At 41.6% G+C, this 13,848-nt stretch carries 16 protein-coding genes; 3 read left to right on the top strand and 13 right to left on the bottom strand.

Annotated elements, in window-relative coordinates:
• Window positions 1-109: 109 nt before the first annotated feature.
• The 3 genes from C0V70_RS12845 to C0V70_RS12835 all read right to left on the bottom strand — a co-directional run bounded on the left by C0V70_RS12845 (window position 110) and on the right by C0V70_RS12835 (window position 1,342).
• The gene (locus C0V70_RS12845; RefSeq protein WP_102244263.1) at window positions 110-571 is read right to left on the bottom strand and encodes a hypothetical protein; all 462 of its coding nucleotides are present in this window, start codon (window positions 569-571) and stop codon (window positions 110-112) included.
• Between the two features lie 138 nt (window positions 572-709).
• Entirely contained in the window at window positions 710-934 is a 225-nt protein-coding gene (gene rpmE, locus C0V70_RS12840; RefSeq protein WP_102244262.1) for a 50S ribosomal protein L31, read from the bottom strand.
• Window positions 935-1,051: 117 nt separating this feature from the next.
• Window positions 1,052-1,342, bottom strand: a complete 291-nt coding sequence (locus C0V70_RS12835) for a hypothetical protein (protein WP_102244261.1) — start codon at window positions 1,340-1,342, stop codon at window positions 1,052-1,054.
• A 117-nt stretch (window positions 1,343-1,459) separates the two neighbouring features.
• On the opposite strand from C0V70_RS12835, the gene rpmG reads away from it, so the two are divergent.
• Complete coding sequence (rpmG, locus tag C0V70_RS12830) at window positions 1,460-1,639, top strand: 50S ribosomal protein L33 (RefSeq protein ID WP_102244260.1); 180 nt, start codon at window positions 1,460-1,462, stop codon at window positions 1,637-1,639.
• A 230-nt stretch (window positions 1,640-1,869) separates the two neighbouring features.
• Complete coding sequence (locus tag C0V70_RS12825) at window positions 1,870-3,324, top strand: HD domain-containing phosphohydrolase (protein ID WP_102244259.1); 1,455 nt, start codon at window positions 1,870-1,872, stop codon at window positions 3,322-3,324.
• Here the strand turns inward: C0V70_RS12825 and C0V70_RS12820 are convergent.
• Together C0V70_RS12820 and C0V70_RS12815 are read right to left on the bottom strand one after the other, a co-directional pair.
• Window positions 3,321-4,349, bottom strand: a complete 1,029-nt coding sequence (locus C0V70_RS12820) for a DUF4340 domain-containing protein (RefSeq protein ID WP_102244258.1) — start codon at window positions 4,347-4,349, stop codon at window positions 3,321-3,323. The genes C0V70_RS12825 and C0V70_RS12820 overlap by 4 nt on opposite strands.
• Before the next feature lie 5 nt (window positions 4,350-4,354).
• Window positions 4,355-5,140 (bottom strand): hypothetical protein, encoded by a 786-nt coding sequence (locus C0V70_RS12815; protein WP_102244257.1) that lies wholly within the window; start codon window positions 5,138-5,140, stop codon window positions 4,355-4,357.
• A gap of 210 nt (window positions 5,141-5,350) precedes the next feature.
• Between C0V70_RS12815 and C0V70_RS12810 the strand changes: the two genes are divergently transcribed.
• The gene (locus C0V70_RS12810) at window positions 5,351-7,045 is read left to right on the top strand and encodes a S8 family serine peptidase (RefSeq protein WP_102244256.1); all 1,695 of its coding nucleotides are present in this window, start codon (window positions 5,351-5,353) and stop codon (window positions 7,043-7,045) included.
• 3 nt (window positions 7,046-7,048) lie between these two features.
• Here the strand turns inward: C0V70_RS12810 and C0V70_RS12805 are convergent, their stop codons facing one another.
• The 8 genes from C0V70_RS12805 to C0V70_RS12770 all read right to left on the bottom strand — a co-directional run bounded on the left by C0V70_RS12805 (window position 7,049) and on the right by C0V70_RS12770 (window position 13,843).
• Window positions 7,049-8,446, bottom strand: a complete 1,398-nt coding sequence (locus tag C0V70_RS12805; protein ID WP_102244255.1) for a sensor histidine kinase — start codon at window positions 8,444-8,446, stop codon at window positions 7,049-7,051.
• On the bottom strand, window positions 8,443-8,943 hold the full coding sequence (locus C0V70_RS12800) for a hypothetical protein (RefSeq protein WP_102244254.1): 501 nt from the start codon (window positions 8,941-8,943) through the stop codon (window positions 8,443-8,445). Before C0V70_RS12800 ends, C0V70_RS12805 begins: the two co-directional genes overlap by 4 nt.
• Window positions 8,944-9,031: 88 nt before the next feature.
• Window positions 9,032-9,265: a 50S ribosomal protein L28 gene (gene rpmB / locus C0V70_RS12795; RefSeq protein WP_102244253.1), complete on the bottom strand. Its 234-nt coding sequence runs from the start codon at window positions 9,263-9,265 to the stop codon at window positions 9,032-9,034.
• 143 nt (window positions 9,266-9,408) lie between these two features.
• Window positions 9,409-9,879: a 2OG-Fe(II) oxygenase gene (locus C0V70_RS12790; RefSeq protein ID WP_102244252.1), complete on the bottom strand. Its 471-nt coding sequence runs from the start codon at window positions 9,877-9,879 to the stop codon at window positions 9,409-9,411.
• On the bottom strand, window positions 9,876-10,895 hold the full coding sequence (locus C0V70_RS12785) for an SPL family radical SAM protein (protein WP_102244251.1): 1,020 nt from the start codon (window positions 10,893-10,895) through the stop codon (window positions 9,876-9,878). The genes C0V70_RS12790 and C0V70_RS12785 overlap by 4 nt, the downstream gene beginning before the upstream one ends.
• A complete protein-coding gene (locus C0V70_RS12780) occupies window positions 10,885-11,946 on the bottom strand; it encodes a 5'-methylthioadenosine/S-adenosylhomocysteine nucleosidase family protein (RefSeq protein ID WP_102244250.1) in 1,062 nt (353 codons plus the stop codon). Before C0V70_RS12780 ends, C0V70_RS12785 begins: the two co-directional genes overlap by 11 nt.
• Window positions 11,946-13,154: an ABC transporter permease gene (locus tag C0V70_RS12775; RefSeq protein WP_158649679.1), complete on the bottom strand. Its 1,209-nt coding sequence runs from the start codon at window positions 13,152-13,154 to the stop codon at window positions 11,946-11,948. The genes C0V70_RS12780 and C0V70_RS12775 overlap by 1 nt, the downstream gene beginning before the upstream one ends.
• Window positions 13,151-13,843, bottom strand: a complete 693-nt coding sequence (locus C0V70_RS12770) for an ABC transporter ATP-binding protein (protein WP_102244248.1) — start codon at window positions 13,841-13,843, stop codon at window positions 13,151-13,153. Before C0V70_RS12770 ends, C0V70_RS12775 begins: the two co-directional genes overlap by 4 nt.
• Window positions 13,844-13,848: the final 5 nt, after the last annotated feature.

The following is a 13,848-nucleotide window of genomic DNA, read 5'->3' as shown; positions in this document are numbered from 1 at the left end:
AGCATTGTCTCATTAAAGGGGAGGATAGTGGTTGAGTCTGGGTTTTTTTACAAGGGTGTCAAAAATTTAGATACTAAATAGGGGGCATTTGCCCCCCATATTCAAGAACTTATTGGCAGTTTGGATTTGAGAAACGCCCGATGACGTATTCTAGTCTCTTGTCAGCTGTGCCGATCTGGCCCGAGCGGATCTCGTATTGAGCAGCTCTAAGCTGGTTGATCACTTCTGTTTTTGGAAGACAAGTTTGTCTGTTTGGCGAGCCACTGTTTTTTAGGCAGTTCATTCTTTCAGAATCAAAAACCATGTTTCTACATGTGTCGATTTCAAAGAACTCATACATTTTGTCGCCGATGTAACCAAGGCATTCGATCTTTTTAGAATCGAAGTTAAAGCTCGCACACATTTGAAGAGCATCGTCATTGAAATAAGAAAATGGTCTGATTGTGTTTGTGCATTTTGTACGGTCTGAATCAAAAGACATTGGTTTACAAACCTGGTTGTAAGCAGTGTTTCTGTCGCCAGCAAAAGCAAGGCTTGAAAGAAGAAGCAGGGATAGTGTGAAGTATTTCATGTGTTTTCTCCTGATAAGAAAGTTCTCAGGAATAGAGTTGCAAGGTTGGGATGAAAGATCAAGATAAGATGGGTTAAAGAGAGTGCTGTTTGTGTACAAAAAGGCAAAAAAAAGGGCCTCTTTCGAGGCCCTTGTGAATTACTTCTTTTTTGCTGTAGCAGCGTAGTCTGTACCGAATTTCTTTTTGAATTTTTCAATTCTTCCTTCAGTATCGATTACTTTTGTCTTACCAGTATAGAACGGGTGACAAGCAGCACAGATGTCGATTTTTTCTAGTTTAATTGTAGAACCTGTTGCGTATGTAGCTCCGCAAACACAGTTAACTGTTACAGCTTCGTACTTTGGGTGAATTCCTTCTTTCATTATGGACCTCTTTTTATAGTGATCTCTGCTTTGTATACAGAATCAGGTTTTTTGTAAGCCAGTAATATGGCCAATTTATAGTGTTCCGTCAATAAGTTTCGCTGTAGTGGACTCTTCCTAGTGGGCTTCGCAGCTCGAGCACCCGTCTCCAGAGGTCTTTGCTCCAGCATCTTTCATGTCCCAGTGTCCATATTTTTCATTTAGGACTTGTAGTGCCTCTTCTAGTGTTTTGTGGGCGCTTTGAAAGAGCTCTGCGTAATCCTTATCAGTCATGGTGACCAGGTATTGAAACTCTACTCCCGGAAGACCTTCTTCGGTTTCAATAGGAGCGGCCCCAAGGGAGATAAACGCCCTTAGAGGATCAGAGTAATAATGCGATGATGTCCAGTTTTCGTGCGTGATATTCATAGATTTCTCGCTTTTTTAAAAAGGTTTAACAATTTTCGGTTGTCATGCCAATGCTAAACGTGTAATTTCACCTTTGTTAATTTTTTTACGTGTTATCACGTTTTGCTGGAGGCAGTTGTGGCTAAAAAAGGTCCTAGAGTTATCGTAACACTTGAGTGTACTGAAGCTAGAAAAGAAGGAAAATCTCCTTCAAGATATACTACTACAAAAAACAAGAAGACGACACCTGACCGTCTAGAACTTAAGAAATACAACCCATTTCTAAGACGTCATACTCTTCACAAAGAAATTAAGTAGTTGTTTGAAAAAATGCTCAACAGGAGCATTTTTATTCGGTTTGTAAGATTAAAAAAGGGTTACTTCCTTTTTTAAGAGTTCAAACAATATCTTTAGTATCCTAAACAAGATCTAATCAAATACTCTAACTCACCGGAAAGACTTATCTTTTCGGTGAGTTTTTTTCTTTAGTTTTTCCCCGAAAAAACCGATAAATCCGAGTAGGAAACGCGTTTTTTTGAGGTTCAACCTTGGCTTTAAAACTTCTTATTGTCGATCCCGACGAGACTTGGAACTCCAAGTCAAAAGCCTATTTCGTTGAACAGATGTATGAAGTCACCACCGTTGTGAATGGTAAAGAAGCTCAGCTTGCCATGTACAACGATAAGTTTTTTGCCGTCATCATGAACTATGCAACTGAGAACCACTCGTGCATGCAGGTTCTCAAATTCATCAAAACTAATTATACAAGCCAGCGTGTGATCATTGTTGTCAACGACCGACAGCTTATTGATAATGGTGTGATCACTGAAGAAAAACTTTTAAAGCTGGGAGTGACGGAAGTTGCTGTCAGGCCTTTTGAAGTTCCTTACTTAAAAGAGTTGCTTGAAGGTCACCAGTCCCTTTCTGATTTAATGTCTTCTGTTCCAAAAAAAGAAGGGGTGAGTGAAGAGAAAGAAGTGTCAATGACTGATGAGAGTTTCTCTAAAATCAGAATCGACGAGTTCTATTCTTCTCAGGCCGTGCTTTTTGATATCTACATCAAACTCTCAGACAATAAATATCTTAAGATCTTGCATACAGGGGATACGTTTTCTAAAGAGCGTCTGGATAAATATAAAAACGAAAAGAAGGTCGAGTCACTTTATTTCCACAATAACGACCGTAGAAAGTTCATTCAGTACAATAACTTTTTAACGAAGAAATTGATCGATAACAAAAATGTTCCGGCCTACAACAAGGTCAACGTTTTAAAGAACGTTACTGAAAAGTATATCGAAGAAGCTTTTACTGTAGGGATCAAACCTCAGGTTATTGAGCAAGGGAAGGAGGTTTGTGAGAACGTCTTCCAGTTAGTAGAGTCTCAGAGCGACCTTTATAATGTTCTTCGTTCCTACCAGAATTTTGACCCGACAGCATACTCTCACGCGTTCCTGGTCACTCTCTATACAACGGCCATCATTAAACAATTCGAATGGCAGTCAAAGGCCACGATTGAAACAGCGGCCATGGCCTGTATGTTTCACGATATTGGAAAGACGAAGCTGCCTCCAGAGTTTGTCGGCCTTAGCACAAAGGATATGACCCCTGAGCAATTCGAGGTCTATAAGAAGCACCCTGAGTTAGGCTTTGAGATTGTAGAGAACATCAGAACGCTTAATAACTCGGTTAAACAGATTATTCTTCAACACCATGAAGCCTTTGATGGAACTGGGTTTCCTTTTGGAAAGAAGGGAAGCAAGGTTTTAACACTCGCTAATATTGTCTGCCTGGCAGATGACTTCGTTCACATCATGATTGATCACAAACTCCAGCCGACTGAGGCCTTAAAAAAGATCCTGATGAATAAAGAAGGGGTCAAACGCTACAACTCAATTCTGATTGAGAAGTTTATTAAGGTCTTCGTAGACCCTGATAAAATCAACAAAGACACAGTTCTTCCTTCGAACTCAAGAATTGTAAACGGGTCTAAAAAAGCTTCTTAATTCTTTGGAGCAGATTCCAAACTCTTTAAGCTGTCATTCTTAAGCTCAAAAAGATTCTGAGCGTCTTTTTTTATGACGTAGATAATGGGAGCGTGGTTTTCGATGATCAGAAAATGACCTTCATCTTTTAAATCTAAATCGGGAAGTGATTTTGTAGCATCACTGATCTGATAAATGTATTCTTCTTTTTTGTCTTCTGCCATCACTTCCAGTTTGATTAAGTGAGTAGGAGGCGACATAAGTTTTTGAACGGCCTTCTTTTGGGAATCACTTGGCTCTTCGATAACATGTGAGCTCTTAAGCTTAATGAAATCATCCAATATGTCTTCTAAACGAGTGGCATCCAGTGCTTTTTCTTCAGCACTTACCCAAACATTGTCCTTTTTATGAACTTCGAATTGTGGAGTGTTTGAGCCTTGTTTAAAGAGCTTGAAGCTGGTGATGGCCTTGACATCGACATCAAAGACATTCGATTCAATCAAGTCTGCAAGAGTGATATTTTCCAGCGAGATGGAAGGAGCTTCAACGTGATAGATTCCTGTTTTCCCCGAGATCTTCAGGTAAGTCGAGTTATCAATCGTGTTCATAATCCCGACACTCAGGATGATGCTCTTTTGACCATCGTCAGTCAGAGTCAGGATGGCCGTAGGCTTATCCAGAGAGAAGTTTGAATTGTTGGCCGGGTCATCAATTAAAAGCTTTTTTGTCTTAATCGTATTTAAAGAAGAAAAAAGTTTTTCAATAAAAAGTGAGCTGGTAGAAATGTCTTTCGGGCTAGTCATGTGCCACGGAGTTCCCGGGTCAGTTCCTACGCGCTCAAAAGTGTATTCACCCGATTTGTTTTTTAAAGAGAGGTGAGTGATGGTCTCGAGTTCTTTATTATTAAAAACCAGTGACTGTTCAATAAATTCGTTATGGGTTTTGACCGGAGTTTTTAGCAGGTCAGATAAAAAAGCTGTGGCGCCAACTAAAAGTAGGAAAGCGACCAGGACGATATTAGAAAGCCATTTCTTTTTATGAAGCATGGAGATTATAGTCCTAGGTCATCCAAGTCATTAAAGTCCCCATCTCCTCCGTCTTCTTCAACAGCAGCGGCCTTTTTAACCACTTTAGAGACGTCAGGCTCAATGGACTGAATAAATTGTCTAAGAAGGGCGCGCTCTCCTTCCTTAAGGAAGTTGAACTTAACCAGCATTCTGTGTGTATAGTTATTTTGGCTGATGATTCGGCTCTTGATATTAAACGGACGGCAGTAGATGACGTCGGCATTAATAATAAAAGTCTTTGGAATACAAAACTGAATCACGATAGACTGGCCTTCAGTAAAGGCCTTATTAGAGAAGAAAAACATTTTATCCATACTGATTTCAGACAGGATCGTTTTTCCTTTCGAAATTTTCTCATCAGAAAGATTAACTGGAGCTTCGATTCCGATTGTGATCACGTTGCCATCGACAGTCGATGCCGGGGCAGGGGATTCACCATTCATAGAGACAACATTATCTGTGCCTTCTTCTGCTGAAGCTTCTTCGCCTTCTGGGTTTTCCATTGCTGCGGCCATGGCCTTCGCCATTTCATCTTCACCGTCAGCAGGGAGGTCGTCACCTGACTTTAACTGAACGACATTGTCAGGTAATGCCATCTTTTTTGTGTATTCGTCTCTGAGTTCTTTGATTTTTTCTTCCATTGATTCAGGAAGAAGTTCGCCGGCATCAATCTTTGCTTGAATGCGCGACTCAATCTCATCTCTAAGAGACCAGATTTTAAGGGAGATTTTCTTGATCAATACAGGGTCAGAAGAACTGTTGTGTATCATAGTGATTGAATTATCACCTTATCCTGTAAAAAAAGATAGATGGCCGTTTTTCGGAAAAAAATACCTTTGAAAAAAAGTCTGTGCAAAATGACACCATCGCATAAGCTTGTTTATAGACCACATTTCTTTAAAGAAGTTTGATTCAAATGTTCAGGTAATGATTCTGACAAATGATGACGGATCTACAATTGCTCCAAGGAGGGAGAAGTTATGAAGAAGATGCTATTAGGTTTATCTACTCTGGCATTAGCGACAGGAGTGTCTGCTACAGAAGCTAAACATGTACCGGGGGAAATCGTTGTTAAGTTTAAGGCGGGAAAAAGTAAAAACTTTTTATCAGCTAAGACTCTTTCATCTTTAGGTATCCAGGGTCAAAGAGACATTAAACTTTCTTACGACACACTTTCAGTATTAAAAGTATCTGCTGACAAATCAATGGAATCGGTTATTGCTACTTTAAAGAATAATCCAAATGTTGAATTTGCAGAGCCGAACTTCATCTACTCAGTTAATCCAATCAAAGAAGAGAACGTAGTAAGCAAGAAACTTCTTAAGTCTCCATTCACTGATTTTACAGCAGCGACTCCAGACGATCCAAGTTTTGGAAAACTATGGGGTCTAAGAAATACAGGTTCAAATGAGCCAAATGGTTCAGCAGGAGTGGAAGGTGCTGACGTTAACGCTCTTAAGGCGTGGGATATCACTAAAGGATCAAGAGCGGTGAGAATCGCTGTTATCGATACAGGTGTTGATTACACACACCCTGATCTAAAAGCTAATATGTGGGTCAACACAAAAGAAATCGCAGGAAACGGAATTGATGACGACGGCAACGGATTCATTGACGACGTTTACGGATACGACTTTGCTAACAATGATTCAAACCCAATGGACGGAAACGGGCACGGGACTCACTGTTCAGGGACAATCGGTGCTGTTCACGACAACAAAATCGGAGTTTCAGGTGTAATGTCTGATGTTCAGATCATGGCCGTTAAATTCTTAGGTGATGATGGATCAGGATCTCTTGAAGGCGCAATTAAAGCTATCGATTACGCAACAATGATGAACGTAGACCTAATGAGTAACTCTTGGGGTGGAGGAGGACGCTCAGAAGCTCTTCTAGAAGCTATTAAGAGAGCATCTGATAAAGGAATCATCTTCACAGCTGCAGCTGGAAACAGCTCATCTAACAACGATTCATCTCCTTCGTACCCAGCTTCATACGACACTCCAAACATGGTGTCAGTTGCTGCAACAACAGCACAAAATGGTTTGGCATCATTTTCTTCATTTGGCCGAAACTCAGTTCATATCGCAGCTCCAGGACACAATATCCTTTCTACTGTAAACGGTGGTGGGTATGATGTTTACTCTGGAACTTCAATGGCCACTCCACACGTTTCAGGGGTTCTGGGTCTTCTGCTTGCAAAAGAAGGAAGAATGCCTCACTCAGTAATGCGCGAACGCCTGACTATGACAAGTGTTCCGGTAACTGCTTTAAGAGGTAAAACTCAAACTGCGGGAAGAATCGACGCTTACAACCTTCTAACTGACGTAAGACCAGAAAGAAGCGGGCCAAAGAACGATGCATGGAAAAAACAAGCTCTTGAATCATCTTTAGAGTCTGATCACCCATACGCAGACAATATGAACGTTGCTAAAACGATCACTATTCCTGGTGCAAAATACATCAGAGTAAAAGTAGCGAAGTACGATCTTGAGCAAGGATACGACTACCTAAGAATCGCTGACGGAGCTGGAAACACTGTAGAGAAAGTAACAGGTGCAGGGACTAACTACACAACTGACTACATCGAAGGCAACACTGTAACAATCAACTTCGTTACAGACCGTTCAATGACTAAATGGGGTTACTTAATTCAAGAAATTGAAGTGCAGTAATTGTTAAGAAAGAATTGATGAACTATCAGGCCCGCGATCTTCGCGGGCCTTTTTATTTTGGAAGGTCAAAATAAACTGAGTGTGAGTCGACAGGCGGTTGTAATGAAGATCTCCACCGTGCTCGCGCATGATTTTTTTAGATATAGAAAGACCCAGTCCTGTTCCTTCAGCAGATCCTTTGGTCGAATAGAATGGATCGAAGATGCTATCCACGTGGTCCTCATGGATTCCCAGGCCACTGTCAGTCACTGAAATCTCAATTTTTTCCGGTGTAATGACACTTTCAAGCTTGATCCATGGATTGATCGTTCCTCGAATGGCATCAGTGGAGTTATTAATCAGGTTTGTGAGCACCTGAACAATCTGGATTCTTCTGGCAAGAATTTTGGTGTTATCTGGAAAGCTGCCAATCTTAAAATCAATTTTTTCATCGTTAATCTTTTGGCTTACCAGGTCCTGAACTTCTTCATAGATGGTTGAGAGTTCAAAATATTCAAAGACATCATTTTCACCGCTTTTTGACATCGTTTTAAAGCTTTTAATAATGCCCTGGATGCGTTGAGAGTTGCGTTTGATGATTTCAATGTTTTTAAGAGACTTGTCGCTGGTTTGTTCATGGGAAAGAAGCTCATTGTGAAGAATACGTAGCCTTCCATCAATAACCATTAAAGGAGAGTTAATTTCGTGAGCGAGCTCGGCACTCATCATCCCTAGAGTTGAGAGGCGAGTCTGAAGGACTAATCTTTCGTGCTGAATATTGATTTTTTTATTCAGACGGTATTTCACAATAGTAAAATAAATAAGCACCAACTGAATCACCACAAAACAAAGGGTCAACCCGTAAAAAATATGCAGGTTTCGTTCTTTAACTTTTGAAAAAGCGTGAAGCTTCATGGCCTCATCCACCCAGAGGGAGCTTTCCTCTTCGTGCATACTCGAAATAAGGGTTGTCGTCTTTTCAATCACCGATTGTAAAAGCGCTTTATTTTCCAGGGGGCGTTCGTTTGCAAAAATCTGATCATAAAGATCTGTCAGTTCAGTGAACTGTTTTTCAAAAGCATTTGAAACACGCACTGTTTTATTTAAGCTTTGTTCAGATAAGAGAAGGTGATAGTTAGACTTGGCGCCAAGGACCTGGTCTTCGGCGGTAGAAATCAGCTCAGGGTCTTTATGCTCTAGACCCAGAAGAATATCTGCGCGTGAATGGTTAAGGCCATTAATAGACTTGAGAATAAGCCTCGACTGGAAGTGAGTCCTGAAGGTGTCATCCTGAATGGCCGCATTCTCGCTCGTGCTCTTGTAACCTAAAATGATAAAGACGATAAAAATAATCGTCATGATCAGGTTTAAGAGCACTCCCGTGATGATGGAGTTGCGGTTAAAGTCGTTGAGCTTCATCATTTTTTTGAAAACTCAAGAGACTTCACCTGCCATACCCAATAAATACCGATCTTAAGTAATAAGTCTTTATTAATGATTCCATCAACTGGAGCAATAATCCTGCCCGGCCCCATGCGGTCTACAGTTAAGTAGCCCTTGTCATCTTTGTAACTCATAAAAAGATTGGCGCTAGTGATGTCTGCTTTTGGAATGTCGACTTTGTAACCATCAATGGCCACAACTTTTAGAGTTTTAAAATCTGGTTTTGCATAGGCCTTTACTAATTCATGTAAGTAAAACCCGTAGAAAACAGTTTTGATATTTTTATTGTAGGGATCGAAAATTGTGACTGATTCAGGTTTTTTAAACGCCTCCATGTCTTTAACAGAAATGGCCTTAGGAGCTGAAGGAAGAAGCTCTCCCAGGAGATTAATTTTTTGTCTTGGAACTCCATCTTTGGCAAAAAGGGAAGTGGTGAGGGCAAGAGAGGTAAGTAGGACTAGCATTAGTTTTTTCATGAACATCTCCTAAATTGAAGACAACTAATACCCAAAAAAAAGGCTTCCGTAAAAGGAAGCCTTCTTTATTTTAAATTTTTTTAATTTATTATTCGAAAAGGTGAGCGTTTTTCTTAACGTACTTAGTGATTGAACCAACTTTATCAAGAGTACGGATCGCTGCTGAAGAAAGTTTTAGGCGAACAACTGAACCAGTCGCTGGATCGAAAACTTTTTTAGTATGTAGGTTAACTTGTTTCTTAGTTTTTGTTTTGTTGTTAGCGTGAGAAACTTTGTTGGCAAGTAGTCTTCTCTTTCCTGTTAAATCACATGTGCGTGCCATAAAAAATCCTTTATTAAAGATAGTAGTTATTTATTAAATTCTTAAAAAGAGTCAAAAAGATAACTCAATAGGGGCAAAATGACAAGAAGCTTTCGATAGTCATTTATTTTACCCTGCGTGTTAGCCATTTTGCCGCTCCTTGTCTACGAGCACCATCCAGCGATGACCACTCTTTTTCCCTCGGTAACGGCACTCACCATGTGCTCAAATCCATAAATTCCCGTTTTGAAGATCAGGATTGTCCCCATCGGCCTGGTGGCAATTTTATGGTAGTCCGAAGCCCCTTTGGGCCTAAATCTCAACTCGCCACCCACCGTTTGGGCGTGGTTTTGAGTTAAAGACAGGGAAAAGCCCAGGATGCGGGAGCCGTCATCATGCCAGATTCCGTCTTCATCTTCTGGTGCACTTCTGATGGCAATAATGTGCTCGATGCTCTCAAAGTCTAAAAGCGGTTTTAAGAAGTCAAAGAGGACTCCGCCTGGCTTCTCTGCTTTTAGGAAGTACTGATCGAGCTCGCGCCAGTTTTCGGCCTTTAAAAGCGAGATGATTTCTTCGTTTAAGGGAAACTGTCTTTCGATGATGTGGTTATTTTCGAGTTCCTGGTCTTTAATCATTCGTCTTCCATGCACTCGTAGATTTTTTCCACCGGAACTCCGGCCTCAACTAACAGGGATTTTACTTTGCCTAGAATCCACATTCTAGTGGGGCGGTTGTAGCGGATTTTGTTGTCGAAGCTCTTAACAAAGTCGTCGATTAAAAAATCCGAGTCCGGATAGTTTTTCAGCACCTGGTGGTAAACGTTTTTTGTAAAACGAACCACACCGATAGAAATATAACGGATGGCCTCAGGAGGAAGGGCAAGAGAGAGTTGATGAATGAGATCAGTGTAAGATTCTACTAATTTGTCGTCGTAAATAATCGGGTCAAAATGAATCCCGATAGGAAAGCCGCGCTCGTGTAAATCGCCGATGGCCTGAAGCCTTGCTTTTAGCCCCGGCGTTTTGAGATCGTTCATCTTTGCCCTGTGTTCAGGAGCAAGAGAGAAGCTGACAACGATATTCGCAGAGGGTTCAAGCTTAATGAGCTCTTTTATGTTTACTGATTTTGTTCTCAGTTCCAGGTAGGCATTTGGTAAATTCTTAAAGAGATTAAAGTAGTGGGGAAGCTCTCCGGTTAAATGTGTGAGCGCCAGTGAATCGCTGTATTCTCCGGCGTGAAACCAGATTTTTTCTCCCGGATGATTTTTCTCGTGCTCCTCGGCTAAACGTTTAATTTCGTCACCGATTTCCTGGTGATTAAGAAAGATCACGATGTCTGGAGACTGAAAGTATCCTTGAAGATAGCAGTAGTTGCATTCGTAAATACAATTGTAAGCGTGAACGAAGTAGTAGTGAGGCTCACCTGATAATCCATAAGCTGGAGGAGCAGGCTTGACCAGTTGTCCTTTTTTTTCACCGATAAATAAATTGAGATTGGTGCGCTTTTGCAGGTAAGGCTTTTTCACTCTGCCAAAAACATCTTCAACTTTTTTGATGAACTTAAATTCACTCCCCGGAAATCTCGTCTGGATTTCCTGAACCTTTGGATGCGATTTTAAGTGTTCTTCAATAAAGATTTTTTCAAACATCATCGCCCAGATTCCCCTGGAAAATTTCTTTGATCTTCTGGTAGTTAAACTGCTCGAGAGCGAGGATGAGTTTCTTTTGGTCTTTGGTATTTCTGATCTGGAAGTTGAGTTGGACATAGTCCTGCTCAAGTTCCGGGTCGAAACTCACTTGAGCTCCTGTTTCCATAAGAGGTTTTAGGTTCTGAGTGATCTTTTCTTTAATTTTGGTATTAAGTGGGTTGAGCTTTTGATCCAGTCTCATGAGTAAAAGTTTACTCAATTCTTTGGGGGTGCGCTCAAGACCTTCACCTTCAATAATAGTTGAAAGCACCGTCATAATTTCGTCATCACTCATAGTCTTTTTGATAGAAAGACCTCTTAGGACGGTATGAAGTTTGCGCGCCTGAGACGTTGTGAAATAAAGTTTTGGGTGCGTGAGAAGTTTATCTTCCAGTGTTTCTGCCACAATTGTGACAGCTTTTTTTACCATCTTTTCTTCGCGTTCTAAAAAAGCTTGAAGCATCTTTTTAGAAAGGGCCGGGGCCTCTTCTTTTACTAGTCTACAAAAATCATCTGACTCTGCTTCATCGGAAATTAGTTTTAAAGCAAAGGCCGGAAGATCAAAGAGGTGAGCCGCACTCATAATCGACCATAGTTCGCGGTCGACCATGTCGGCAAAACTTGAGAGCATTTTCTTTTCTTCAAGCGTTGTCACGCGCGAATAAGCGCTGATGCAATCAAGGCTTGAGTGCTGAGTCGTTGTAAAAGACTTAAATTCACATCTCTCGGCATTTTGAGCGTAACTTGACCTTACCCAGGCGGTGTCGCCGATTTTAAGTTTTGGACTTAGGCTTCCGGCGATACCGATATTGATGACTTCATCTAATTCTTCTTTGAAGTTGGCAATGACGGCAACGGTTTTTTCGCTGGCGTCTTTGAGTCCTTCACCTGTGATGAGCAGGTAGTAATTTTTCGTTTTAAAGAGACCATTAAAATAGAATTCAACCGGGGCAAATTCCCATTGATTGAAGAAGGCCTGGGCCTCTCCTCTGTGAGCGAAAACTAAAAGTTTCATTATTCGTACCTTAAAGCATCAATGGTCTGGATACGAGCGGCCTTTCTTGCGGGCCAGACTCCAAAGATAAGTCCGGTGAAAAAAGAAAGGAAAAAGGCCGGAGGAATAATCCAAAACGGCGGGCGCATATCAAAGCCAGGAAAAAAGAAGAAGAGCGTGTAAGTGATAATGGCAGAGATTAAGATCCCCACGAGTCCGCCAGAGACGGAAATCACCACAGCTTCAATGATAAATTGTTTTAGAATGTCACTTTGACGGGCCCCTACGGCGCGGCGGATACCAATCTCTCTGGTTCTCTCTGTTACCGATACCAGCATGATGTTCATGATCCCGATACCACCAACCAGCATTGAAATGAGAGCAATGGCACCAAGGGCGTAGGTCAGCATATTTAAAATCGTGTTCATACTTTCAAGCATGGTCACTTGAGTGATGATGGTGAAGTCTTCTTCGCCGTTGTGGCGCTCTTTTAAGATCTCAGTGATGTCTTTAACAGCGTCGTTAAGACCGTTTCTGGTTTTAGCGGCAGCTCTGATACCAAAGAGCCTGTCAGTGTTAAAAAGCCTAAGAGCAGATTTCGTCGGGATAAAAACCATGTCATCGACGTTGAAGCCCATTTTATCACCGGTCGGTTTAACGATCCCGATAACTCTATGTTCGCTGTCGTTAACTTTGACCAGCTGGCCAAGGGCCATGGATTCACCAAAGAGATTTTTCTTAACGTTGTAACCTAAAACCACAACGCGTTTTCCGGAATCGTCATCTTCTTTACTGATGTAGTTACCTTGGATGATAACCATGTTGAAGATTTTGACGAACTGGTCGTTTGAGCCAAGGATGTTGATGTTGTTAGTTCCCTGTTCGGTTTTAACGACACCGGCACCAAACATGACACCCGAGACGGCCGAAAGGGAAGTGGCGTATCTTTGCAGGGCCTCAACGTCGCTTAAAAGGAGTTTTCCTTTACTCGATGAAACCGGAGGTCCCATCGTTGATTCTTTATCGGTGCGCCCCGGTTGAAGCATAATCATGTTCGTTCCGAGACTTTCAAATTCATTGGTAATGTAACGTTTTGCTCCCGTCCCAACAGAGACGAGGAGGATCACGGCACTTACCCCGATAATCATTCCAAGCATTGTGAGCATTGAGCGGAGTTTATTTTCCACTAAAGCTTCAAAAGAGTTAATGACAATTTTTTTCATGATCATACGGACTCCTCGCGGATTTTTCCATCTGACATGCGCAGGACCCGTTTGCATCTACGGGCCACATTGTTGTCGTGGGTAACAATGATAACCGTTACACCTTGTTTATTAAGCTCTTCAAAAAGGTTTAAAATTTCTTCAGAAGTTTTTGAGTCCAGTGCCCCTGTTGGCTCATCGGCCAGCAGGATTTTTGGATTGTTGACCAGTGCTCTGGCGATGGCCACACGCTGGCGTTGCCCGCCTGAGAGTTCATTGGGAAGGTGGTGCACGCGTGAAGCAAGTCCTACCTTATCCAGAGTCTGCAGCGCCATTTCCCTGATCTTGGTATCAGTCAGGTCTTTATTGTAGGCCGAAGCATACTGCATCGGCATTTCCACATTTTTTAAAGCAGAAGCTTTGGGCAGAAGGTGGAAGCTTTGGAAAACGAAGCCGATCTTTTGATTGCGATAGTGAGAGAGCTCATCATCGTTCATTTCAGTCGTGTTTGTTCCATCCAGATAGTAGGTTCCCTCGCTTGGAAGGTCGAGCAGGCCAATGATGTTCATCATGGTCGATTTTCCCGACCCTGATGCACCAACGATCGAAGTGAATTCGCCTTCGTTGATTGTAATCGAAACATCATTGAGGGCCCGAATTTCTTCTTCACCCATGATGAAATTCTTATGAATGTTTTTTAATTCGATAAGAGACATTTTAT

The organism is Bacteriovorax stolpii, from assembly GCF_002872415.1.
Classification (GTDB): Bacteria; Bdellovibrionota; Bacteriovoracia; order Bacteriovoracales; family Bacteriovoracaceae; genus Bacteriovorax; species Bacteriovorax stolpii.
The sequence above is the reverse complement of the archived record's forward strand: the minus strand, read 5'-3'. Positions and strand labels throughout refer to the sequence as shown.